Raw genomic sequence first — 22,985 nt, forward strand, 5'->3', positions numbered from 1 at the left:
CCCGGTCAGGGGACGAGCGCTCCCGGGTTGAGCACGCCGGCGGGGTCGAGCCGGTCCTTGACGGCGCGCAGGATCTCCACGCCGAGCGGCCCGATCTCCTCCGCGTAGGCGTCGCGGTGGTCCCTGCCGACGCCGTGGTGGTGCGAGATCGTCCCGCCCGCCGCGACGATCGCCGCGCTGACCGCCGTCTTGGCCCGCTCCCACTGCTCGACCGGATCGCCGCTCTGCGCCGTGACCACGGTGAAGTACAGCGAGGCGCCGGTCTCGTACACGTGCGAGATGTGGCACATCACCAGCGGTGAGCCGAGTTCGGCGTGCAGGGTGAGCCGCACCGCGTCGTACAGCCTGGGCAGGTTCGACCAGAATCCGGCCGTCTCCAGCGTCTCCACGGTCGCGCCCACCGCGAGCAGCGAGTCGCGCAGGTAGGGCGCGGCGAAGCGGCCGTGCGCCCACGCCCGCCCCGGCTCCTCACCGAGCGCGACCCCACCGTGCCCGGCCAGTACGGCTCCCGCCGCCTCCCGCCGCGCCCGCACGTCCGCGCCCTCGAACCCGGCGATGACCAGGCAGCCCGGCTCCCCCGCCCCGATCTCCCCCGGCTTGGCCAGCCCGACCATGGTCTCGGTCTCGTCGGACAGCCGCAGCACGGCGGGCAGCGGACCCTGCTGGGCGAGCGCACGCAGGGCGGCCGAGCCCGCCGCGAACGAGGCGAAGCGCCAGCCCTCGTACACCTTCTCGGCGGGCGCCCGCCGCACCCGCAGGCGCAGCGAGGTGATCACGCCGAACGCGCCCTCGGAGCCGAGGACGAGCTGGCGCAGGTCGGGCCCGGCGGCCGACTTGGGCGCGCGGCCCAGCTCCAGCGTGCCGCGCGGGGTGGCCACGGTGAGCCCGGCCACCAGGTCGTCGAAGCGGCCGTATCCGGCCGAGGCCTGGCCGCTGGAGCGGGCGGCGGCGAACCCGCCGAGCGTGGCGTACTCGAAGGACTGCGGGAAGTGGCCGAGGGTCAGGCCGTGCCCGGCCAGCAGCCGCTCGGCCTCGGGGGCGCGGGTGCCCGGCCCGAACTCGGCGACCATGGACTCGGCGTCGAGCGAGCGCAGCCCGGCCAGCCGGGCCAGGTCGAGGGCGATCACCCCGGCGAAGCCGTCGCGGGCGGCGGCCAAGCCGCCGACGACCGAGGTGCCGCCGCCGAACGGCACCACGGCGACGCGCTCCTCGGCGCAGGCGCGCAGCACCTGGAGGACCTCCTCGTGCGAGCCGGGCAGCACGACGGCGTCCGGGGCGTCGGAGCCGTCGCCCGCGCGGATGCGCAGCAGGTCGGGGGTGGACTTGCCGCGGGTGTGCCGGATCCGGGTCTCGTCGCCGGTACGGACATGTTCGGCGCCTACCGCGCCCGTCAGGCGGGCCAGGGCGGAGCCGGGGAGCGCGGGGGGCGGCAGCCGTACCTCGGATAGGGCGGCGGCGGGGGTCGCGGGGGCGCGCACGCCGAGCAGGTCGTGCAGCAGCTCGCGGACCGGTTCGGGCAGGTCCGCTGCCTTGGCGGGGTCGCCCCAGCCGCTCCAGAGCATCGGTTCGGTGTCCACCTGTCACTGCCTCGCTTCCTGGGCCCGTCGCCTTCGCTCTACACTGTGACATATGTTGTCCAATCGTCACAACGACGACCCTGTTCTGGACGCGGCGCGGGACTGCGTGCTCGCGTACGGCGTGCGCCGCACCACGCTGACCGAGGTGGCCAGGCGGGCGGGGGTGTCCCGGATGACGCTGTACCGGCGCTGGCCCGACGTGCGGGCGCTGGTCGGCGAGCTGATGACGCGCGAGTGGGTGCGGGTGGTCGAGGGGCTCGACACCGGCGACCCGGTGCGCGCGGTGGTGGCCGGGGTGCGGGCGCTGCGCGGGCACCCGCTGTGGCGCAAGATCGTCGAAGCCGATCCCGAGCTGCTGCTGCCGTACCTGCTGGCGCGCCGGGGGGCGACACACGAGGCCGTGCTCGCGGTCCTGGAGCGGGTGACCGGCGATGCGGCGAAGGCGCGCGGGGTGCTGCTGGTCGCGCAGTCGTTCCTGCTCTCGGCGCCGACGATGCTCGATCCCCTCACGCTCGACGATCTCGACGCCGAGCTGGCGACGATCCTGGAGGAATATCTACGATGAAGTCCTCGCTCAACGCGGCGCGCAGGCGGCGCGAGCTCGCCCAGGTCGCCGAGGAACAGGTGGACGTGCTGGTGGTGGGGCTGGGCGCGACCGGCGCGGGCGTCGCGCTCGACGCCGCCGCGCGCGGGCTGTCGGTGGCCGCCGTCGACGCGCACGACCTGGCGTTCGGCACGTCCAGGTGGAGTTCCAAGATGATCCACGGCGGGCTGCGCTACCTCGCCAAGGGCCAGGTGGGGGTCGCCAGGGAGAGCGCGGTCGAGCGCGGCGTGCTGCTCGCCGCCACCGCGCCGCACATGGTGCGCGCCCAGCCGTACCTGCTGCCGCTGACCCCGGCGGTCTCCCGCGGGCAGGCCGCGCTGACGATGACCGGCTACCTGCTCGGCGACGGGCTGCGGGCCGCCGCGCGCACGCCCCGCCGCCTGCTGCCCGGCCCGTCCAGGCTGGGCGCGCGCCGGGCGCGCGAGCTGGCCCCCGTGCTCGAACCGGACGGCCTGCGCGGCGCGCTGCTGTCCTGGGACGGCCGCCTGCTGGACGACGCCCGCCTGGTGGTGGCGATCGCCCGCACCGCCGCCGCGCACGGCGCCCGGGTGCTGACCAGGTGCCGGGCGCTGGAGCTGGGCCGGAGCGGCGCGCGGGTGCGCGACGAGCTGACCGGGGAGGAGTTCACCGTGCGGGCGAGGGTCGTGGTCAACGCGGCCGGGGTGTGGGCCGGGGGGCTGGTGCCCGACGTCACGCTGCGGCCCTCGCGCGGCACGCACCTGGTGCTGCGGCCGGGCACGCTGCCGGGGCTCAGGGCGGGGCTGCACGTCCCGATTCCCGGCGAGCTGAACAGGTTCGCCCTGGTACTTCCCCAGGCGGACGGGCGCGTCTACGTCGGCCTCACCGACGAACCCGTGCAGGGCCCGGTGCCCGACGTCCCCGAGGCGCCCGAGGAGGACGTCAGCGCCCTCCTGGGCGTCCTGAACACGGTGCTGGGGTCGCCTGTGACCCGCGACCGGGTCGCGGGCGCCTACGCGGGACTCAGGCCCTTGCTCGACTCGCCCGCGGGCCGCACGGCCGATCTGTCCCGGCGGCACGCCGTGCTCGTCTCGGGCGAGGGCGTGGTCACGGTGGTGGGCGGCAAGCTGACCACCTACCGGCGGATGGCGCAGGACGCGGTGGACCGGGCCGTCGCGCTGGCGGGCCTGCCCGCGGGCCCGTCGGGCACGACGCGGATCCCGCTGGCGGGCGCGGGCCCGGTCGCCGTGGGCGTCCCCCGGCGGCTGGCCGAGCGGTACGGCGGCGAGGCCGGGGCCGCCCTGGAACTGGTCAGGCGGTATCCCGAGGAGGTCGGGCTCGGGCTCACGCTAGGCGACCTGGTCTGGGCCGTACGGCACGAGGGCGCTCTGGACGAAGGGGATCTGCTCGATCGCAGGACCAGGATCGGGCTCGTCCCCGAGGACCGGACCGCGGCGCTGGCCGCCGCCACGGCCGCCCTCGCGTGTTGAGGCCCCCGGCGGCCACCTCCACCTTACCTTTAGGTTAGTCTTACCTAAGTTCTTGATCGGGGGGTTGAGCGATGGCCAGGGGATGCGATCATCCCGTCGGATGTCACACGGGGGACGTGCCCACCCTGGCCAGCGCCACGGTGGGGGCACGCAGTTGGCTCCTGATCGAACACCAGGGTCCATGGGCCTCACATCTGGAGAACTGCGACCTTCCTCAAGGAATCGCGGAACTCGTGCGGAGAGCCCAGGAACGCGGTATTAGACCCCAGCTCATCCGCCGCCCCGGAAAGCGCACCCGCCCGCGGGAGCAGGGCATCCGTGTGCTAGTAGCGCACGCGCACGGGGACGCACCCTGGCTGGCCGGCGGTGTCGTCGCAGGTCCAGACGATCTTGACTTGGACGCCGTCGTGGCCGGAGTGGTCCCGGAGTCCTGCATACTTGAACACGAGCCGGTATTTCTGGTCTGCACGCACGCCAAGCGCAATGCGTGCTGCGCCCGCATTGGACTACCCCTCGCTCGGTCGCTGGCAGAATTTTTGCCGGACAGAGTGTGGGAAACGTCACACGTTGGCGGCGATCGATACGCCGCCAACCTCGTGTGCTTGCCACACGGAATTTTCTACGGCAGCATGTCTCAGGCTGCTGCGATCGCAGCGGTCAACGCGTACCGGTCCGGCGAGGTGATTCTCGACCGTTACCGGGGACGCGCAGGCATCCCTGAGCCATTGCAGGCCGTCGAGCATTTCGCCCGTGTCCACACGGGAGAGCTCTCGGTCCGCGAAGTGGCCGTGGAATCCTCAAGGTCGGACGGCGACGTCACCGAGGCCATCGTGCGCTGCGGAGACGTCCGGTTCCAGGTAGTGGTTGAGCCATCGGTGTTCCAAACACCGTGTGGTACGGCTTGCGCCGAGACGATCACGACCTACCGGCTGGTCTCGCTGGACAGGCTCACCCCTGTGCGGTACGCCACGCCCGCCCTCACCTGATCACGGGAACATCACGGTCCTTTGCTGCGTTTGGACCAGTGACGCCAAAAGCGTCCAATGCGGCTCAAGTACTGAAATACCCTCTCAAGAAGGTGGTTTTCTCATGTCTCAGGTACGTCGGCAGGTCGCCCGCCCGCGCCCCAGCTGGGGTTGGCAGGATGATGCCGCGTGCCGGGGTGAGGACCTCGTGCTCTTCTTCGGTCCCGATGGCGAGCGGCAGCCCGAGCGCGACGTGCGTGAGCGGAAGGCCAAGGCGATCTGCGCCCAGTGCCCCGTCCGCGCCGAGTGCCTCGACTACGCGCTGTCCCGTCCGGAGAAGTACGGCACGTGGGGCGGCCTGAACGAGGACGAGCGCGCCTCCGAGCGTCGTCGTCGCATGCGCCGCGCAGCGAGTGCCGGCATCTCCGCCGCCTAGTTCCACCCGGCAGCACCCAGATTCTTCGCGTGATCACGCAGTTGTCCCGATGATCCTCTCGAACCCGGTCGGGACAACTGCCTGATCAGGCCTTTCCCCCTGCTGGAATGTCCTTCGTGCCGATCCGTCGGCGAAAGACCCAGTAGGTCCAGCCCTGATAGAGCAGAACGAGTGGCAGGAAGACGACCGCCACCCAGCTCATGATGCCGAGCGTCTTCGGCGTGGCCGAGGCGTTGTCCACGGTCAGGCTGTAGGCGGGATCGATCGTCGACGGCATCACGTCCGGATAGAGCACCGCGAACAGGCTGCTCACCCCCACCCCGATGGCGACGGCCGACATCGCGAAGGCCCACCCGTCCCGGTCCACGCGCACCGCGACCAGGGCGGCGACGAACGCCAGCGCGGCCACCCCGGCCACCACCGCCGTCACCGGCGTGCCGCCGTGGAACTGCGTCCAGACCAGGAACCCCACGGTCAGCACCGCGGCGACCACTCCCGCCCGCAGCGCCAGAACGTTCGCCCTGTGCCTGATGTCCCCCGTGGTCTTCAGCGCCAGGAAGATCGCTCCGTGCGTGGTGAACAGCGTCAGCGTGGTCAACCCGCCGAGCAGCGCGTACGGGTTGAGCAGGTCCCCGAACGTGCCGACATACTCGTGGCGCTGGTCCAGCTCGACCCCGCGGACGATGTTGCCGAAGGCCACGCCCCACAGCAGCGCCGGGACGAACGAGCCGATCACGATGCACTTGTCCCAGTTCGCCCGCCAGGTCGCCGAGTCGCGCTTGGCGCGGTACTCGAAGGCCACCCCGCGCACGATCAGCGCCAGCAGGATCAGCAGCAGCGGCAGGTAGAAGCCGCTGAACAGGGTGGCGTACCACTCGGGGAAGGCGGCGAAGGTGGCCGCGCCCGCGGTGACCAGCCACACCTCGTTGCCGTCCCACACCGGGCCGATCGTGTTGATCATGACCCGGCGTTCCACGTTGTCCTTGGCCAGCACCGGCAGCAGCACGCCGACGCCGAAGTCGAAGCCCTCCAGGACGAAGTAGCCGACCCACAGGACGGCGATCGCCACGAACCAGACGTCGTTGAGCTGCACGTTCCGCTCCTAGTAGGCGACGGCCATGGTGCCGTCGTCGGTGGGCTCGTCCAGGGAGGGCGGGCCCGCCTTGGCGTACTTGATCATCAGGGCGACCTCGATGACGGCGAGCACGCCGTACAGGAGGGTGAAGGCGGCCAGTGAGGTGATCACGGTCGCGCCGCCGACCGTCGGGGAGACTCCGGCGGGGGTCTTCATCAGGCTGAAGACGACCCACGGCTGCCTGGCCATCTCGGTGAAGATCCAGCCGAAGCTGTGCGCGAGGAAGGGCAGCACGATCGACCAGACGGCGACCTTCCAGATCCACGGCCGGTCGGGCAGGCGGCCCCGCCGGGTGAGCCAGAGCATGACCAGCGCCACCAGCGCGGCCAGCATGCCGAACCCGATCATCAGCCGGAAGCCCCAGTAGGCGATCGGGATGTAGGGGCGGTAGTCGCCGGGGCCGAACCTCTGCTCGTAGTACGCCTGGATGTCGTTGATCCCCTCGACCTTGCCGTCGAAGGTGCCCGTGGCCAGGAACGAGAGCAGGTACGGCACCTCCAGCGAGAAGATCGGCTCGGTGCCGTCGAGGGTGCCGACGGTGAACAGCGAGAACGGCGCGGGCTGCTCGGTCTCGTAGAGCGCCTCGGCGGCGGCCATCTTCATCGGCTGCGTCTCGGTCATCACCTTGCCGAGCAGGTCGCCCGTGACCAGGATGCCGAGCGTGCCGACCAGGGCGGACACCAGGCCGAGCCGCAGGGACGGGCGGAACACGTCGAGGTCGCGTCGCCTGGCCAGATGCCAGGCCGAGATCGCCATCAGGATCACCCCGCCGGACAGCCAGCAGCCGAAGATCGTGTGCGGGAACGTGGCGAGCACGACCTTGTTGGTGAGCACCGCGCCGAAGTCGGCCAGTTCCGCCCGCCCCTTGAGGGTGTAGCCGACCGGCCACTGCATGAAGGAGTTGGCGGCCAGGATGAAGTAGGCCGACAGCACCGTGCCGATGGCGACCACCCAGATGCAGGCCAGGTGGAGGCGCTTGGGCAGCCGGTCCCAGCCGAAGATCCACAGGCCGAGGAAGGTGGACTCCAGGAAGAAGGCGAGCAGCGACTCCAGGGCCAGCGGGGCGCCGAAGATGTCGCCGACGAAGCGGGAGTAGCTACTCCAGTTCATGCCGAACTGGAACTCCTGCACGAGCCCGGTCACCACGCCCATGGCGAAGTTGATCAGGAAGAGCTTGCCCCAGAACTTGGTGGCCCGCAGGTAGGCCGTCCTCCCCGTGCGCACCCAGGCGGTCTGCAGGATCGCCACGAGGAATGACATGCCTATGGTGACCGGGACGAACAGGAAGTGGTACACCGTGGTGATACCGAACTGCCAGCGTGCCAGGTCCAACGCGTCCATGCTGATCACACTAGGTTTGCCCGCTTGTACGGAATGTGCTGACACGCCATGACAGATGTCATGAACGCTTCATGACGCGTGAACGAGGCTTTGCCGTACGAACGGCTCGATAGTCGGATCATGATCAGAGATGCGGACACCGGCGCGGCGGTCAGCCTGCGCGGGTTGCACAAGAGGTTCGGCGACGTGCGGGCGGTCGACGGGGTCGACCTGCTCATCGCGCCCGGCGAGGTGGTCGCGCTGCTCGGCCCGAACGGCGCGGGCAAGACGACCACCATGGAGATGCTGCTCGGGCTGACCACGCCCGGCAGCGGGGAGATCACCCTGTTCGGCAGGAGCCCGGCCAGGGCGACGGCGGGCGGGCTGGTCGGGGCGATGCTGCAGTCGGGCGGCTTCCTCGACCAGATGACCGGCCGCGAGATCGTCCAGGTGATGGCCGCGCAGTACCCCGCGCCGCTCACCGTGGACGAGGCCCTGACCAGGGCCGGGATGCTGGAACACGCGAAGCTGCGGTACGGCGGGCTGTCCGGCGGCCAGAAGCAGCGGGTCAGGTTCGCCGCCGCCCTCGTCTGCAACCCGGACCTGCTGGTCCTGGACGAGCCGACGGTCGCGATGGACGTGCGGGGACGCCAGGACTTCTGGGCCGCGATGCGCGAGTACACCTCGGGCGGCAGGACCGTGCTGTTCGCCACCCACTACCTGGCCGAGGCGCAGGACTTCGCCGACCGCGTGGTGCTGATGCGCGCGGGCCGGATCATCGCCGACGGCTCGGTCGCCGAGGTCACCTCCCGGGTCGGCGGTCGCACGATCACCGCTGCCGTCCCGGACGCGGACCCCGTACGACTGGGCGAGTTGCCCGGCGTCGCGGCGGTCGAGGTGCGCGGCGAGCAGGTACGGCTGCACTGCCCCTCCTCCGACGAGGCGCTGCGCGCGCTGCTGGCGGAGTACCCCGGAGCCCATGACGTCGTGGTGAGCGCGATGTCGCTGGAGAACGCCTTCGTGGCGCTGACCACCGAGAAGGTGTCATGAGAACGCTGATCGTCACGGAACTGAAGCTGCTGTCCAGGTCGCCCGACTTCCTGGCCATCTCGATGGCCTTTCCCGTGGTGTTCTTCCTGGTCATGTCGGAGGTGTTCGGCGGCGGGCGGATCGGGCCGGTCGACATGATCACGTACATGATGATCAGCATGGCCGCGTTCGGGGTCATCTCCGGCTCGCTGAACATCGGCGCCCGCGTCGCCCTGGAGCGGCGGTCCGGCTGGAACCGCCAGCTCCGGCTCACCCCGCTGCCCGGCTGGTCGTACGTCGCCTCCAAGGTGGCCGTCTCGATGGTCATGGTGCTGCCCACGGCCGTGCTGATCCTGCTGGCCGGGTTCCTCGTCAAGGGCGTGACGCTGGAGGTCGTCCAGTGGGGGCAGATCCTGGCCGCGATCTGGCTGGGCTCCCTGCCGTTCGCGGTGCTCGGCGTGCTGATCGGGATGGCGGTCAAGCCGGAGACCGTCTCGGCGATCACGGTGGCCTCGTTCCTGCTGCTGGCGATGTTCGGCGGGCTCTGGATGCCGGTCGAGGTGCTGCCGGGCTTCATGGCCGGTCTGGCGCGGGCGCTGCCCAGCTTCTGGCTCGCCGACCAGGCGCGGGAGTTGATCGGCGGCGGCTCGGTCTCGCTGCCCGGCCTGCTGGTGGCCGGGGCGTGGTTCGCGGGGGCCTCCGTCCTCGTCGTCGCCTCCTACCGCCGCGACGCGGCCCGGTAACCCCTCCCCCCAAGGGGGATACTGTGTGAACGCTATGATCCCCCCGGCTGCAGACGAGCGTCTCATCAGATCTGTCGGCAACCCCTGGCTGTGGCTGCTGTTCGCGCTGCCGTTCTCGATCCCGCTGTGGTTGCGGGTGGCGGGCGCGGGCTCGGCCGGAGAGGTCGCGGCCCTCGTCGCCTACATCGGCGTCTACCTGGCCGGCTACAGCTGGGCTGCGCACCAGGCGCTGCGGTGGCGGGTGCTGTTCTGCGCCGCGGCCGTCGCGCTGGCCACACTGCTGGTCGTCCGCTACGACCCCGAGCCGATGTTCTACGCCCACGCGCTCGCGCTGATCGCGATCACGCTGCCGCTCCTGTGGGCGGCGCTCGGCAGCGGCGTGCTGCTGAGCGTCGTCCTGGTCGTCGACGGCCTGGCGCGCGGCCATGTGGGCTTCGAGCTCATGATGCTGCTCACCGTGGTGTTCACCTCGCTCGGCGTGGGCGGCTTCTGGCGGCTCTCGCAGCGCGTCAAGGCGGCCAACGCCCGGCTCGCCGAGCTGGCCGTCCTGGAGGACAGGGAGCGGCTGATGCGCGACCTGCACGACGCGCTCGGGTCCACCCTCACCACGCTCACCGTCAAGGCCGGGCTGGCCGGGCAACTGCTGGCGGCGGGGGCGAGTGAGCGGGCGGCGACCGAGATGTCCGACGTGGCGGACCTCGGCCGCCGCGCCCTCGCCGACGTCCGCGCCGCCGTCTCCGCCGGGCATCCACTGTCCCTCTCCACCGCCCTGGCCGACGCCCGCGCCACCCTCACCGCCGCCGGCATCACCCCCGACCTCCCCGCCTCCCCCGCCCCGATCCCCCCGCCGTCGGAGGGCGTCTTCGCCCACGTCCTCACCGAAGGCGTGACCAACGTGGTACGGCACAGCGGCGCCTCCCGCTGTGAGGTCCGCCTCGGCTCCCACTTCATCGAGGTCCTCGACGACGGCGGACCCCCCGCGAAGGAGCCGGGCACCGGAACCGGCCTGAACGGGCTGGCCACCCGCGTCGCCGCCATCGGCGGCCACCTGGAGGCCGGCCCCCTGCCCGGCCGCGGCTTCCGCCTGCGCGCCGAGACCCCGGAGCCCGCGTGATCAAGGTGCTGCTCGCCGACGACCAGGCGCTGCTGCGCGGGGCGCTCGCCACCGTGCTCGGGCTGGAGCACGACCTCGAGGTCGTCGCCCAGGCCGCGGACGGCGACACCGCGCTCGAGCTGGCCGAGCGCACCCGCCCCGACGTGGCGCTGGTGGACATCCAGATGCCCGGCAGAGACGGCCTGTCCACCATCGCCGGGCTGTGCGCGCTGGGCTGCAGGGTCGTGATCCTGACCACGTTCGGCCGCCCCGGCTACCTGTCCCGGGCGATGGCGGCGGGCGCGGCCGGCTTCGCGGTGAAGGACATCCCGCCGGAACGCCTGATCGACACCGTCCGCAAGGTCGCCGCCGGACTGCGGGTGGTGGACCCGAACCTGGCCGCCGAGTCCCTGTCCGCCGGAACCAGCCCGCTGACCGCCCGGGAACGAGAGGTCCTGATCACCGCGTCCACCGGGGGAACGGTCAGCGACCTGGCCCGACGGCTCCACCTCACCGAGGGCACGGTCCGCAACCACCTGTCGGCCGCCATCGGCAAGACGGGCGCCCGTACCCGCGCCGAAGCCGTCCGGATCGCCGACGAGCGCGGCTGGCTCTGAACGCGGGTCACCCCGAGGACAGCAGGGACAGCACGTCGGCGTCGGTGAGCTGGTCGAAGTGGCGGTACCACTGGCCCACCGCCTCGAAGGCGGCCGGGGTGGCGAGCACCACGACCTCGTCGGCCTCGCCGCGCAGGGACCGGACGGTGTCGGGCGCGCCGACGGGCACGGCGAGCGTCAGGCGGCCGGGTTTCGCCTCCGCGACCGCGCGCAGGGCCGCCCGGGCGGTGCCGCCCGTCGCCAGCCCGTCGTCCACGACGATCACGTCCCGGCCCATAAGCTGCGGCAGCGCCCGCGAGCCCCGGTACACCGAGACCCGGCGGGCCAGCTCGCGCCGCTCGGCCGCGACCACGTCGGCCAGCGAGGCCGGGGTGAGACCGAGGCGGTACAGGAGGTCGTCGTCGAAGACCGGCTCGCCGCCCTCGCAGATCGCCCCGACGCCCAGCTCCGGCATCGGCGGGTAGCCGATCTTGCGGCAGACCAGCACATCGAGGTGGCCGCCGAGGCGGCGCACGACGGGCACCGCCACCGCGACCCCGCCGCGCGGCAACGCCAGCACCACCGGATCGACGGCCCCGAGCAGCCGCTCGGCCAGCAGGGCCCCGGCCTCGGCCCGGTCCGCGTAGAGGTGCCCCATGTGACACTCCTACCCGGACCGGGCCATGATCCTGTCTCCCCCGCCGCCTCAGGGGCGGTTCCGGCCGGTGCGGCGCATCTCCTTGTGGATGATCTTCCACTTGTTCTGGACTTCCTTGCGCAGGCGGGCGTCGGTGCGCGTGGCCATCCACGCCGCCTCGCGCTGGAGCTTGAACCAGCTCTCCAGCCGACGCTCCGGCAGCTCCCCGCTCTCCAGCGCGGCCTGTACGGCGCAGCCCGGCTCGCCCTGGTGGCCGCAGTCGGCGAACCGGCACCGCTCCGCCAACTCGTCGATGTCGGAGAAGACCAGGTCGACGCCGTCGGTCATGCCGTACAGGCCGACGCGGCGGATGCCGGGGGTGTCGATGATCAGGCCGCCGCCGGGCAGCGGGATGAGCTCCCGGTGCACGGTGGTGTGCCGCCCGCGCCCGTCGGCGGCGCGGACCTGCTGGGTCTCCATGACCCTGCCCTCGGCCAGCGCGTTGACGAGGGTGGACTTGCCCGCCCCGGAGGGCCCGAGCACCACGGCGGTGCGCGAGCCGTCCAGGTAGGAGGCGACGAGTTCGACGCCCTCGCCGAGCAGCGAGGAGACGGCGTGCACGTCCACGCCCGGCGCGGCGGCGGCCACGTCGGCGAGCAGTTCGTCGAGGCCGCGCTCGAACAGGTCGGACTTGGTGATGAGGACGACGGGCGTGCCGCCGCTCTCCCAGGCCAGCGCTACCAGCCGTTCGATGCGGCCGAGGTCGGCGAAGTCGGCGGCGTGCATGGACGGTTCGGCGACGAAGACGACGTCGACGTTGGCGGCCAGGACCTGGCCCTGCCCGTCGCCGGACAGGCCGCCGCGCGAGACGCGGCCGACGCCGCCCCGGACGAACGCCGTCGTGCGGGGCAGCACGGCGTCGAGCTCGTAGCGGCCTTCGGGCAGGAGCGTGAGCGCGGCCCAGTCGCCGACGCAGGGCAGCGCGACCGGGTCGTCGGCGGCGGCCCGCCGTACCCGGGCGCTGTACTTGACGTGGTGTTGCCCGTCGGCGGCGAGCACTTCGGCGGCGCCCCGGTCGACCCGGGCCACGCGGGCGGGAGTGGTGTCGTGCGGGAGCTCGGCGGCGAGCGAGTCGGTCCAGCCGAGCAGAGCGAGATCGTGCGTTGTCAACGCGGGAATACCCTTCGGAGACAGGTGCCCAGCGTCAGGCTGGCACCTGGAGGTTGTCGGACATGACGGAACTCGAATTGACCCGCATAGTCCTCACCTCCCGAAGTCGTTGACCGGCCCTCACGCTATCACGTGCGATCGATCATCATCTGGACGCCGTACTCGAGAATCTTCCTCGCGCTTTGAACCCTGGGGCGTGCGGCCCGCGTACTGCCTGCCGGACGCCGGAACGCTCCGGCCGGACAGGGAGGAACGATCATGACCCGGTCGGGGCGCGGCACGGTCGTCACCGCGGGATCCGCGCCATGATGCGACAGAGCACCTGTCCCGATCCCCCCGGAGCCGTCGCGATGGTCCCCCCTCGAAGGCCGCCCTGGCGCTCGCGCCCGGCCCGGGAGCCGGACGGCGAGCTGATCGTCTCGCGGCTCTACCAGGAGTACCACCGGCCGCTGCTCTCCTTCGTCGTCCGGCTCACCGCGGGCGACCGGCAGTTCGCCGAGGACGTCGTGCAGGAGACGATGATCAGGGCGTGGCGCAGCGCCGACCGGCTCGACGCCGACGCCCCGTCGTTGATGCCTTGGCTGGCCACCGTGGCCAGACGTATCGTGATCGACGAGCGGCGTCGCAAGGACGCCCGCCCCCCGGAGTCGGGCGAGGGCCCGCTGGAGAGCGTGCCGGTGCCCGATCAGATGGAGGACCTGCTGCGCCAGGTGGTCGTGTCAGAGGCGATGAGGTCGTTGTCGGCCGCGCACCGCGAGATCCTCAACGAGACGATCCTGCGGGACCGCTCGGTCAACGAGGCGGCCGAGGCCCTGGGCATTCCCGTGGGCACGGTCAAGTCCCGGGTCTACTACGCCGTCCGCGCGCTGCGGGTGGCACTGGAGGAAAGGGGGGTGACGGCGTGAACGCGAAGATCGAGCACACCGACGTGGGCGCCTACGCCCTCGGCCTGCTGGAGGAGCCCGACCGGCGCGCGTTCGAGGCGCACCTGTCCGGCTGCCCGTCCTGTACGGCGGAGCTGTCCGGCCTGTCGGGTGTGGCGGGCGCGCTGTCCGGCCTGGGGCCCGTCGAGGACGCCGAGCCGCGCCAGGACGACGCCGAGATCATCGACCTGCTGCGGCGGCGCGGGGCGGCGGCGCGCCGTACCAGGCGGGGGACGTTCGTCATCGGGATCGCGGCGGCGGTCACGCTGGTGGCGACCGGGGTGACGATCGGCGGCGCGATGGCGGGCGGGCAGGGAGGGTCCGGGGCGGTGGCCGGCAGTCACGCCGGGGCGCACGAGGCGGGGCCCGCTCAGGAGTTCTACGAGGCGGGCGCGCCCGTCGCGGGAAGCGGGGCCGACGGGGTGACCGGTGGGCTGGTGGTCGAGGGGAAGAGCTGGGGGACGCACGCGGCGCTGAAGCTGGCCGGGGTCAGGGGGCCGCTGAGGTGCGAGCTGATCGCAGTGGCCAAGAACGGGGAGCGGCGCGTCATGACCGGGTGGGCGGTACCCGCCGAGGGGTACGGCGTGCCGGGTTCGAGTAATCCGGCCCTTTATATGCATGGCGGAAGTCCGTTCATGCCCGCGGAAATCGACCGCTTTGAAGTGAACACGACCTCAGGGAAGACGCTGCTTACCGTCGATATCTGAGCCAACGCTACTCAAGGACCCTCTCGCCGCAGGTGGGAGGGTCTTTCGCGTGCGCCGCCGGCTCATTCGTGAATGTGTAAATTTACGGATTCGCGGATTGAACCTCGTCGTGGCCGGGGCCGTACTGCCTGCCGTACTCCGGCTCATAAAACGAGAGGTTCGTCATGAACAAGCGCATTCTTCTTCTGGCCGCCGGTCTGCTCGCCGCCGCCACTGCCGCTCCCACCGCCGCCAGTGCGGATGTCCCGGCCGCCGCCGACGAGGTGTACCTCGCCGCCGGGCTGCGGGGTGCCAACGAAGTCGGCGTCAAGGGCGACGGGGACGGGCGTTCGACCACCGTGCTGCGGATCAAGGGCAACGAGGTGGCGTTCGCGATCAGATGGAACAAGGTGGACGCGCCGACCGCGGCGCACATCCACCTGGGCGCCAAGGGCAAGAACGGCGACGTCAAGATCGACCTCATCAGGCAGGCGCTGCCGAAGACCGTCCTCGGCGTCAGGGGCACCGTCACCGTCCAGGACCGGGCCCTGCTCGACGCCCTGGTCAAGGACCCGGGCTCCTTCTATGCCAACCTGCACAACGCGGCCTTCCCGAAGGGCGCCGTGCGCGGCCAGTTCCACCGGCTCTCCCGGCCGGTCGACCTCGGCGGCGTGCTGCACGGCAGCAACCAGGCCACGCTGCGGTCCAAGGCCGACGGGGCGCAGGAGGTCCAGGCGGACGACGGCAAGAAGCGCGGGGACGCCGACGGCTCCGCCACCTGGTGGCTGCGGCCCAACGGCGCGGCGCTGGCGTACACCGCCACCTGGTCGGGCGTCGGCGCGCCCACGAACGGCCACATCCACAAGGGCGTCAAGGGCAAGAACGGCGATGTGGTCGCCGACCTGTTCTTCGAGGCCAAGGGGCTGCAGGCGAACCTGACCGGAGTCGCGGGCGAGGCGCCGGTCAAGCGCGCGGTGGTCAGGCGGATCGCCGCCGCGCCCGGGAACTACTACTCGAACCTGCACACGGTGGACTTCAACGGCGGGGCGGTGCGCGGGCAGCTCTCCGGGAAGGGCTTCGGGCACCCGAAGGCGGCCACGGCCGAGGTGCTGCGCGGGGCGCAGATCTACGCCTGCACCAAGCAGCCCGGCGGCGGCTTCGCGTTCACCCAGCTCGGGGTGACGGCCAAGCTGCGCCGCGGGATCGACCACTCCTTCGTGACGCCCGCGGCCGGACCGCCGCAGTGGATCGCGCCCGATGGCAGCGCGGTGCGCGGCAAAGCCGTCACCAAGATCCCCAACGGGGAGAAGAACATCCCCGAACTCGTCCTCGACGCCACCCAGTCGGGCACGGGCGGCGGCCTGCTGGCCGGCAGCACCCAGATCCTCCGCCTGAACACCGAGGGGGGCGTGGCGCCCAAGGGGTCGTGCAAGGCGGGCAGCCAGGCGAGGGTGCCCTATGGCGCGGACTACCTGTTCCTGGGCTGAACGCGCGACGGCGAGACCCCGGCGTGAACGCGCGCCGGGGTCTCGTGGTGTCCGGGGACCTACGAGAGGCCCGGCGCGGGGAACTGCGAGGTCAGCTCGCTGACCTCGTGGTGGACGCGGGTGATGACGTCCTCCGCGTCGCCCTTGGCGAGCGCCGTGACGACCTCGTCCATCCACGCGCCGATCTGGCGCATCTCCGCCTCGCCCATGCCGCGGCTGGTCACCGACGGCGTGCCGATGCGGATGCCCGACGGGTCGAACGGCTTGCGCGTGTCGAACGGGACCGTGTTGTAGTTGGTCTCCAGGCCCGCTCGGTCGAGCGCCTTGGCCGCCGGCTTGCCGCCGATGCCCTTGGGCGTCAGGTCGAGCAGGATCAGGTGGTTGTCGGTGCCGCCCGAGACCAGGTCGAAGCCGCGGCTGGACAGCTCCTCGGCCAGCGCCTTGGCGTTGGCGACTACCTGGTGGGCGTACGCCTTGAACGCGTCGGTGCCGGCCTCGTGCAGCGCGACGGCGATGCCCGCGGTGGTGTGGTTGTGCGGGCCGCCCTGCAGGCCGGGGAAGACGGCCTTGTTCAGCGCGGTCGCGTGCTCGTCGGTGGTGGCCATCAGCATGGCGCCGCGCGGGCCGCGCAGCGTCTTGTGCGTGGTGGTGGAGATGACGTCGGCGTGGCCCACCGGCGAGGGGTGGGCGCCGCCCGCGACCAGGCCCGCGATGTGCGCGATGTCGGCGGCCAGGATGGCGCCGACCTCCCTGGCGACGGCGGCGAAGGCCTCGAAGTCGATGGTGCGCGGGATCGCGGTGCCGCCGCAGAAGATCAGCTTGGGCCGCTCGCGCAGCGCCACCTCGCGGACCTCGTCCATGTCGACGCGGCCGGTGTCCTGGCGCACGCCGTAGCGGACCGGGTTGAACCACTTGCCGGTGGCCGAGACCGACCAGCCGTGCGTGAGGTGGCCGCCGAACGGCAGGCCCATGCCCATGACGGTGTCGCCGGGCTTCAGGAAGGCCAGGTAGATGGCGAGGTTGGCGGGCGAGCCGGAGTACGGCTGGACGTTGGCGTGGTTGACGCCGAAGAGAGCCTTGGCCCGGTCGATGGCGAGGGTCTCGATCTGGTCGATGACCTGCTGGCCCTCGTAGTAGCGCTTGCCGGGGTAGCCCTCGGAGTACTTGTTCGTCAGAACGGTGCCGGTGGCCTCGAGGACCGCCTTGGACACGTAGTTCTCCGACGCGATCAGCTTGACGGTGTCGGCCTGGCGGCGCTCCTCCGCCTTGACGAGTTCGGCGATCCGCGGGTCGACGTTGGCGAGAGAACTCATGACTCCCCTGTCATCATTGACATTTTTGCGAAGACCCAGGCGCTCGGCCTCCGCTCTTTCGCTCCCCGGTGGTGGTCCCACCAAATGCGCCAGTCGCGACGCCCTAGACGATAGCGGACGCGCAGGGCTGCGGTTGGTCAGGCCGAGACGCGGGCGGCGCGGGTGGTCCCCTCGCCCTCCCAGAGCCGGTCCACCTCGGCGTTGAGGATGGCGCCGATGAGCACGGCGAGCGCGGTGATGTACAGCCACAGCAGCACCGCGATCGGCGCGGCCAGCGAGCCGTAGATGGACAGCGGCGAGACCCACGCGGCCAGCACCGCGCGCAGCACGGCCGCGCAGATGATCCAGAGGAACAGTGCCAGGATCGCCCCCGGCAGCTCGCGGTACCACTTCGTCCGCACGGGCACGCTGACATGGTAGAGCACGGTCAGGAAGAGCACCGAGCCGATGATCACCACGGGCCAGTACAGCAGGTCGATCATCCCGGCGTAGCCGGGCAGTGTGCTTCTGAGCAGGGTCGGGCCGATGACCAGGACCGGCATGACGACGATGCCGATGACCAGGCCCACGATGTACAGCCCGAAGGACATCAGGCGGGTGCGGATGATGCCGCGCTCCTCGCCCAGCCCGTAGGCGACGGAGATCAGGTCGACGTAGACGTACAGCGCCCGCGAGCCCGACCACAGCGACAGCAGGAAGCCCACCGAGATCAGCGAGACCTTGCTCGCGTCGTCCTGCAAAACGTCCGCGAGGAGCGGCTTGACCACCTTGTCCACCGCGCTCTCGGTGAACAGCAGCCCCGCCTGGCCCTCGACCCATCTCCTGACCTGGTCGACCAGGTTCTCGTCCAGCCAGGTGCTGATCTTGGCGAGGACGCCGATGAGCCCCAGCACGAACGGCGGCAGCGAGAGCAGCGCGAAGAACGCGGCCTCGCCGGCCAGCCCGGTGACGCGGTAGTTGACCCCGGCGTTGGTGGTGGCGCGCACGATGGCCCACGACCGGGTGTCGCGCACCCAGCTCAGCCCGGCCCTGGCCCTGGACATGCTGAGCCGCGGGCCGCGCCGCTTGGGCCGCGGGGGCCTCGCCGGCGCTTCCGTGGACGTCATGACACCCAAAGGTATTCGTAGTCGTTGAGTGGAACCTGTTCCGACCAGCAACGATCAGGTCTCGTGTCGTCTACCCGGCGGATCGGTGTGAAAACGGATCGTCGCTGTCGACGATACGCGCACCGAGGGGCAGCAGGGAGACCGGAATGAGCTTCAGGTTGGCCACGCCGAGCGGAATGCCGATGATCGAGATGAACAGCGGGATCGAGGTCAGCACGTGACCGAGCGCCAGCCACCAGCCGGCGAAGACGAACCAGATGATGTTGCCGACCGTGGACAGGCAGCCCGCCTCGGGGTCGCGCACGACCGTCCTGCCGAACGGCCACAGCGCGTAGGCGGCGATCCGGAACGACGCGATGCCGAACGGGATCGTGATGATCAGGACGCAGCAGATGATGCCGGCGATCGCGTAGCCGATGGCCAGCCAGATTCCGGCGAGGACGAGCCAGATGACGTTCAGCAGTGTCCGCATGGTGACAGCATGTCAGGAGCGTGTCGCGCCGATCATCCGGTATCCCCCTGAATCCTCCCTGAGGGCTCCCTGCCCCAGGAGGAATAATGGAGGGGTGATCTGCGAGAAGTGCAAGGAGAAGCGGCACGAGGAGTGCCGGGGCGGCTCCTGGTGCGACTGCCAGCACCAGGACCAGGCCGTGCCCGCGGAGTCCGGCCTCGACTGGCCTCGGCAGGGCTGAATCAGGGGCGCGACGGCCCTGTGGCTGAGATCCTGGCCGGGGAGGCCGGATGAAGACACTCTTGGACCGTTTGGCCGTCTGCCTCGGCATCGTCGGCGGCTGCATCGCCATCTTCCAGTTCGTCGCGTCCGACCAGGTGTCGAGTCCCTGGTTCAAGGCGCTGATCGAGCGGCGGGAGGTGCCCCCCTGGCTCACCTCCGGCTGGCACTGGGTGGAGGGGATCCGCCACGCCCTGCCCGGCTGGGCCACGCTGTGCGGCCTGGCCGCGATGGTGGCCCTCGCGCTGAACGCGATCATGCGCGTGCAGCTCTGGAAACCGCTGCTCCTGGCGGCGCTGGTGTGGTTTTTGTGGCCGTCGATCCCGCTGTGGGCACTGCTGCTGACGGCGGTCCTGACCGTGGCGTACGGGATGATCTTGACCGCCGCCTGACGGCAGGAAACGTCCACAGTCTGGACCCGGCCTTGGACACGGGCGATACGCGAGGTATCGTTCACACCATGCCAGCGGACCCGATGCTCGTCGTGCGACGTCACGTCGACCTTCTGCGTGTCCGTAGTGCCATCTGTTGCGACGCCCGCTAACTCCTTCCCGTTTTCTCTGAAACGGCGCGCGTCGCCCACCCCATCCTCCCCTGCGTTCGATGACGAGCCAGGAGGAATGTCGCGCGCGCCCACGAATCCTAAGGACGCGCATGACCACCCCAGCCAGCCGGCACCACAAGCGCCCGCGTGGAGAAGGTCAGTGGGCTCTCGGCTACCGCGAGCCGCTGAACAAGAACGAGGAGAACAAGAAGAACGACGACGGCCTCAACGTCCGTCAGCGGATCATCGACGTCTACTCCAAGGCGGGATTCGACTCCATCGACCCGGCCGACCTGCGCGGGCGGATGCGCTGGTACGGCCTCTACACCCAGCGCAAGCCCGGCATCGACGGCGGCAAGACGGCGATCCTGGAGCCCGAGGAGCTCGACGACCGCTACTTCATGCTCCGCGTGCGCATCGACGGCGGCCAGCTCAGCCTGGAGCAGCTCCGGGTGATCGCGGACCTGGCCAACGAGTACGGCCGGGGCACCGCCGACGTCACCGACCGCCAGAACATCCAGCTGCACTGGATCGAGATCGAGGCCGTCCCCGACATCTGGGCCCGCCTGGAGGCGGTCGGCCTGTCGACCACCGAGGCATGCGGCGACACCCCGCGGGTGATCCTCGGCTGCCCGCTGGCCGGGATCGACACCGGCGAGGTCATCGACGGCACCGCGCAGATCCGCGAGGTGCACGACCGTTTCATCGGCGACCCGGCCTACTCCAACCTGCCGCGCAAGTTCAAGACGGCGATCAGCGGCTGCCCGGCGAGCTGCACCGTGCACGAGATCAACGACGTGGCCTTCGTCGGGGTCGAGCTGCCGACCGGTGAGAAGGGCTTCGACCTGTGGGTCGGCGGCGGCCTGTCCACCAATCCGATGCTGGCCAAGCGGCTCGGCGTGTTCGTCCGGCCCGACCAGGTGGCCGACGTCTACGGCGGCGTGATCGGCATCTTCCGCGACTACGGCTACCGCCGCCTGCGGCACCGGGCCAGGATCAAGTTCCTGGTCAACGACTGGGGCGTGGAGAAGTTCCGCGAGGTGCTGGAGACCGAGTACATCAAGGAGCCGCTCCCCGACGGCCCCGCCCCCGAGCTGCCGCGCGGCGGCCGGCGCGACCACGTGGGCGTCTACCCGCAGCAGGACGGCAACTTCTACGTCGGCTTCGCCCCCAGGGTGGGCCGCCTGGACGGCGACAAACTGCACCTGATCGCGGACCTCGCCGAGCGGCACGGCTCGACCCGGGTACGGACCACGGTCGAGCAGAAGATGGTCATCCTCGACGTCGCGCCCGACCAGGTGGACAGCCTCACCCGGGAGCTGGAGGCGGCCGACCTGCAGGTCAACGCGTCCACCTTCCGCCGCCAGACCATGGCCTGCACCGGCATCGAGTTCTGCAAGCTGGCCATCGTCGAGACCAAGGCCACCGCCTCGGACCTGATCGACGAGCTGGAGCGGCGGCTGCCGGACTTCAAGGACCCGCTGACCATCAACGTCAACGGCTGCCCCAACTCCTGCGCCCGCATCCAGACCGCCGACATCGGCCTGAAGGGCCAGCTCGTCGTCAACGAGCGCGGCGAGCAGGTCGAGGGCTTCCAGATCCACCTGGGCGGCTCGCTCGGCGTGAACGCGGGCTTCGGGCGCAAGGTGCGCGGCCTGAAGACCACCGCCGAGGGCCTGCCCGACTACGTGGAGCGGGTGGTCACCAACTTCGAGGCGCAGAAGAAGGACGGCGAGACCTTCGCCGACTGGGTGCAGCGCGCCGACGACGCGGACCTCAAATGAGCGAGCGAGCGGTTCCCTTCCACTGCCCCTACTGCGGTGACGAGGACCTGGAGCCCTACGAGGGCGACGGCGGCTGGTACTGCCGCTCGTGCGCCCGCGCCTTCAAGCTGAAGTTTCTCGGGATCGGAGTCAGGACATGACGCTCGTCGACATCGAGGTCGGGCTGAGACAGCAGCGCGGCACGCTCGACCTGCAGGCCATCGTGGAGTCCGCCGCGGTGTTCCTGGAGGAGGCGCCCGCGCGCGAGATCATCCGCTGGGCGGCGGCCACCTTCGGCGACCGGCTCTGCCTGACCTCCTCGATGAGCGACGCGCTGCTCGTCGATCTGGTCAGCCGGGTCAAGCCGGGCGTGGACGTGCTGTTCATCGACACCGGCTACCACTTCGCCGAGACCGTCGGCACCCGCGACGCGGTCCGGCAGGTGTACGACGTCAACGTCATCGACGTCAAGCCGTCGCGCACGGTCGAGGAGCAGGAGCGCGACCTGGGCCCCCGCCTGTTCGGCCGCAACCCCGACCTGTGCTGCTACCTGCGCAAGGTGGAGCCGCTGAACCGGGCGCTGGAGCCGTACCTGGCCTGGATCTCCGGCATTCGCCGCGACGAGTCGCCGACCCGCGCGGGCACCCGCGTCGTGGAGTGGGACACCAAGCGGCAGATGGTGAAGGTCAACCCGATCGCCAGGTGGACGCAGGACGAGGTCGACAACTACATGGCCGACAACGGGGTGCTGGTCAACCCGTTGCACTACGACAACTACCCGTCGATCGGCTGCGCGCCCTGCACCCGGCAGGTGGCCGACGGCGCGGACCCGCGCAGCGGGCGCTGGTCGGGGCTGGGGAAGACCGAATGCGGCATTCACCTCTGATCGCGGTGGCGCACGGGTCGCGTGACCCGCGCGCCGCCGCGACGGTGGAGGCCCTGCTGGAGCGGGTACGGCGGGCGCGCCCCGGCCTGGAGGTGCGCTCGGCCTACCTCGACCACGGCCCGCCCACCCTGGGCCAGGCGCTGCACGGGCTCGGCGAGGCCGTGGTGCTGCCGCTGCTGCTGACGGCGGCGTACCACAGCCGGGTCGACCTGCCGGCGGCCCTCGCGGAGGCCAGGGCGCGCGACTCCCGCCTGCTCGTCCACTACGGGGGGACGCTCGGGCCGCACCCGCTGCTGACCTCCGCCCTGGAACGCCGCCTCGCCGAGGCGGGCGTGCCCGCCGGTGACCCGGACACCGCGATCGTGCTGGTCTCCGCGGGCTCCAGCGACGCCTCCGCGAACGCGGTCATCGCCCGGATGGCCCGCACCTGGTCGAAGCGGGCGGGCTGGTGGGCCGTGACCCCCGCCTACGCCTCGGCCGCGCGGCCCACCCCGGCCGAGGCGGTGGCCCGCCTCCGCGCCGCGGGCGCCCCCCGTGTGGTCGTGGCCCCCTACCTGCTGGCCCCCGGCTACTTCGCCGACAAGGTACGGCGCAGCACCCTCGACGCGGGCGCCGAGGTGGTCGCCGACGTGCTCGGCCCGGCCCCCGAACTGGTCACCGTCCTGCTGGAACGGTACGCCGAGGCCACGTCGAGGCAACTGGCCGCAACCGGGTAGCCATAACACCGGCGCCCGGCCGTACGGGAGATGTTCTAGGCCGCGCGAACATGGGCGGTCGCACCCCAGATGCGACCA

The 22,985-nt window shown here is 71.2% G+C and carries 26 protein-coding genes and 1 riboswitch; of the genes, 18 read left to right on the forward strand and 8 right to left on the reverse strand.

The window, feature by feature from the left end; genetic code table 11:
- Positions 1-5: 5 nt before the first annotated feature.
- Positions 6-1,562: an FAD-binding oxidoreductase gene (locus ABZ911_RS19215; protein WP_358057597.1), complete on the reverse strand. Its 1,557-nt coding sequence runs from the start codon at positions 1,560-1,562 to the stop codon at positions 6-8.
- Positions 1,563-1,629: 67 nt separating this feature from the next.
- Here ABZ911_RS19215 and ABZ911_RS19220 point away from each other — a divergent pair, with 67 nt between their 5' ends.
- The 4 genes from ABZ911_RS19220 to ABZ911_RS19235 all read left to right on the forward strand — a co-directional run bounded on the left by ABZ911_RS19220 (position 1,630) and on the right by ABZ911_RS19235 (position 5,030).
- On the forward strand, positions 1,630-2,142 hold the full coding sequence (locus tag ABZ911_RS19220) for a helix-turn-helix domain-containing protein (RefSeq protein ID WP_358056962.1): 513 nt from the start codon (positions 1,630-1,632) through the stop codon (positions 2,140-2,142).
- Complete coding sequence (locus ABZ911_RS19225; protein ID WP_358056965.1) at positions 2,139-3,629, forward strand: glycerol-3-phosphate dehydrogenase/oxidase; 1,491 nt, start codon at positions 2,139-2,141, stop codon at positions 3,627-3,629. Before ABZ911_RS19220 ends, ABZ911_RS19225 begins: the two co-directional genes overlap by 4 nt.
- Positions 3,630-3,700: 71 nt before the next feature.
- Positions 3,701-4,615, forward strand: coding sequence for a sucrase ferredoxin (locus ABZ911_RS19230; protein ID WP_358056968.1), 915 nt, complete (start codon positions 3,701-3,703; stop codon positions 4,613-4,615).
- 103 nt (positions 4,616-4,718) lie between these two features.
- Positions 4,719-5,030: a WhiB family transcriptional regulator gene (locus ABZ911_RS19235; protein ID WP_358056971.1), complete on the forward strand. Its 312-nt coding sequence runs from the start codon at positions 4,719-4,721 to the stop codon at positions 5,028-5,030.
- Positions 5,031-5,115: 85 nt separating this feature from the next.
- Here ABZ911_RS19235 and cydB read toward each other — a convergent pair whose 3' ends face one another.
- Both cydB and ABZ911_RS19245 read right to left on the reverse strand, forming a co-directional pair.
- Positions 5,116-6,123, reverse strand: a complete 1,008-nt coding sequence (gene cydB / locus ABZ911_RS19240; RefSeq protein WP_358056974.1) for a cytochrome d ubiquinol oxidase subunit II — start codon at positions 6,121-6,123, stop codon at positions 5,116-5,118.
- A gap of 9 nt (positions 6,124-6,132) precedes the next feature.
- A complete protein-coding gene (locus ABZ911_RS19245) occupies positions 6,133-7,506 on the reverse strand; it encodes a cytochrome ubiquinol oxidase subunit I (RefSeq protein ID WP_358056976.1) in 1,374 nt (457 codons plus the stop codon).
- Between the two features lie 120 nt (positions 7,507-7,626).
- On the opposite strand from ABZ911_RS19245, the gene ABZ911_RS19250 reads away from it, so the two are divergent.
- From ABZ911_RS19250 to ABZ911_RS19265, 4 genes are read left to right on the forward strand one after another with little or no spacing between them, the layout of a single operon-like run.
- Positions 7,627-8,535, forward strand: coding sequence for an ABC transporter ATP-binding protein (locus ABZ911_RS19250; RefSeq protein ID WP_358056979.1), 909 nt, complete (start codon positions 7,627-7,629; stop codon positions 8,533-8,535).
- Positions 8,532-9,257 carry an ABC transporter permease gene (locus ABZ911_RS19255; RefSeq protein ID WP_358056982.1) on the forward strand — a complete coding sequence of 242 codons (726 nt, stop codon included), beginning with the start codon at positions 8,532-8,534 and terminating at the stop codon, positions 9,255-9,257. The genes ABZ911_RS19250 and ABZ911_RS19255 overlap by 4 nt, the downstream gene beginning before the upstream one ends.
- Positions 9,258-9,291: 34 nt before the next feature.
- Complete coding sequence (locus ABZ911_RS19260; RefSeq protein WP_358057600.1) at positions 9,292-10,371, forward strand: histidine kinase; 1,080 nt, start codon at positions 9,292-9,294, stop codon at positions 10,369-10,371.
- Positions 10,368-10,967, forward strand: a complete 600-nt coding sequence (locus ABZ911_RS19265) for a response regulator transcription factor (protein ID WP_358056985.1) — start codon at positions 10,368-10,370, stop codon at positions 10,965-10,967. Before ABZ911_RS19260 ends, ABZ911_RS19265 begins: the two co-directional genes overlap by 4 nt.
- Before the next feature lie 7 nt (positions 10,968-10,974).
- Here the strand turns inward: ABZ911_RS19265 and ABZ911_RS19270 are convergent, their stop codons facing one another.
- Both ABZ911_RS19270 and rsgA read right to left on the reverse strand, forming a co-directional pair.
- Positions 10,975-11,604: a phosphoribosyltransferase family protein gene (locus ABZ911_RS19270; protein ID WP_358056988.1), complete on the reverse strand. Its 630-nt coding sequence runs from the start codon at positions 11,602-11,604 to the stop codon at positions 10,975-10,977.
- Positions 11,605-11,652: 48 nt separating this feature from the next.
- Entirely contained in the window at positions 11,653-12,753 is a 1,101-nt protein-coding gene (gene rsgA / locus ABZ911_RS19275) for a ribosome small subunit-dependent GTPase A (protein ID WP_358056991.1), read from the reverse strand.
- Positions 12,754-13,103: 350 nt separating this feature from the next.
- Here rsgA and ABZ911_RS19280 point away from each other — a divergent pair, with 350 nt between their 5' ends.
- The 3 genes from ABZ911_RS19280 to ABZ911_RS19290 all read left to right on the forward strand — a co-directional run bounded on the left by ABZ911_RS19280 (position 13,104) and on the right by ABZ911_RS19290 (position 15,849).
- Entirely contained in the window at positions 13,104-13,658 is a 555-nt protein-coding gene (locus ABZ911_RS19280) for a sigma-70 family RNA polymerase sigma factor (protein ID WP_358056994.1), read from the forward strand.
- Entirely contained in the window at positions 13,655-14,383 is a 729-nt protein-coding gene (locus ABZ911_RS19285) for a zf-HC2 domain-containing protein (protein ID WP_358056997.1), read from the forward strand. Before ABZ911_RS19280 ends, ABZ911_RS19285 begins: the two co-directional genes overlap by 4 nt.
- Positions 14,384-14,547: 164 nt before the next feature.
- Positions 14,548-15,849: a CHRD domain-containing protein gene (locus tag ABZ911_RS19290; RefSeq protein WP_358057000.1), complete on the forward strand. Its 1,302-nt coding sequence runs from the start codon at positions 14,548-14,550 to the stop codon at positions 15,847-15,849.
- 59 nt (positions 15,850-15,908) lie between these two features.
- Here the strand turns inward: ABZ911_RS19290 and glyA are convergent, their stop codons facing one another.
- The 3 genes from glyA to ABZ911_RS19305 all read right to left on the reverse strand — a co-directional run bounded on the left by glyA (position 15,909) and on the right by ABZ911_RS19305 (position 18,740).
- Positions 15,909-17,162: a serine hydroxymethyltransferase gene (glyA, locus tag ABZ911_RS19295; RefSeq protein ID WP_358057003.1), complete on the reverse strand. Its 1,254-nt coding sequence runs from the start codon at positions 17,160-17,162 to the stop codon at positions 15,909-15,911.
- 26 nt (positions 17,163-17,188) lie between these two features.
- A riboswitch (ZMP/ZTP riboswitch) is annotated at positions 17,189-17,266 on the reverse strand.
- A gap of 33 nt (positions 17,267-17,299) precedes the next feature.
- The gene (locus ABZ911_RS19300) at positions 17,300-18,268 is read right to left on the reverse strand and encodes a YihY/virulence factor BrkB family protein (protein WP_358057006.1); all 969 of its coding nucleotides are present in this window, start codon (positions 18,266-18,268) and stop codon (positions 17,300-17,302) included.
- A gap of 70 nt (positions 18,269-18,338) precedes the next feature.
- Positions 18,339-18,740 carry a YccF domain-containing protein gene (locus ABZ911_RS19305; protein ID WP_358057009.1) on the reverse strand — a complete coding sequence of 134 codons (402 nt, stop codon included), beginning with the start codon at positions 18,738-18,740 and terminating at the stop codon, positions 18,339-18,341.
- A 94-nt stretch (positions 18,741-18,834) separates the two neighbouring features.
- Here ABZ911_RS19305 and ABZ911_RS19310 point away from each other — a divergent pair, with 94 nt between their 5' ends.
- From ABZ911_RS19310 to ABZ911_RS19340, 7 genes are all read left to right on the forward strand, one after another.
- Entirely contained in the window at positions 18,835-18,960 is a 126-nt protein-coding gene (locus ABZ911_RS19310; RefSeq protein WP_358057012.1) for a hypothetical protein, read from the forward strand.
- Positions 18,961-19,009: 49 nt separating this feature from the next.
- Positions 19,010-19,390, forward strand: coding sequence for a hypothetical protein (locus ABZ911_RS19315; protein WP_358057015.1), 381 nt, complete (start codon positions 19,010-19,012; stop codon positions 19,388-19,390).
- 68 nt (positions 19,391-19,458) lie between these two features.
- Positions 19,459-19,542: a putative leader peptide gene (locus ABZ911_RS19320; RefSeq protein WP_358057603.1), complete on the forward strand. Its 84-nt coding sequence runs from the start codon at positions 19,459-19,461 to the stop codon at positions 19,540-19,542.
- Positions 19,543-19,652: 110 nt separating this feature from the next.
- Positions 19,653-21,326 carry a nitrite/sulfite reductase gene (locus ABZ911_RS19325; RefSeq protein ID WP_358057018.1) on the forward strand — a complete coding sequence of 558 codons (1,674 nt, stop codon included), beginning with the start codon at positions 19,653-19,655 and terminating at the stop codon, positions 21,324-21,326.
- Positions 21,323-21,466 (forward strand): Insertion element protein, encoded by a 144-nt coding sequence (locus tag ABZ911_RS19330; protein WP_358057021.1) that lies wholly within the window; start codon positions 21,323-21,325, stop codon positions 21,464-21,466. The genes ABZ911_RS19325 and ABZ911_RS19330 overlap by 4 nt, the downstream gene beginning before the upstream one ends.
- Positions 21,463-22,191, forward strand: coding sequence for a phosphoadenylyl-sulfate reductase (locus tag ABZ911_RS19335; RefSeq protein WP_358057024.1), 729 nt, complete (start codon positions 21,463-21,465; stop codon positions 22,189-22,191). Before ABZ911_RS19330 ends, ABZ911_RS19335 begins: the two co-directional genes overlap by 4 nt.
- Entirely contained in the window at positions 22,173-22,907 is a 735-nt protein-coding gene (locus tag ABZ911_RS19340; protein WP_358057027.1) for a sirohydrochlorin chelatase, read from the forward strand. Before ABZ911_RS19335 ends, ABZ911_RS19340 begins: the two co-directional genes overlap by 19 nt.
- Positions 22,908-22,985: the final 78 nt, after the last annotated feature.

It is taken from the genome of Nonomuraea sp. NPDC046570 (assembly GCF_040645915.1).
Lineage (GTDB): Bacteria > Actinomycetota > Actinomycetes > Streptosporangiales > Streptosporangiaceae > Nonomuraea.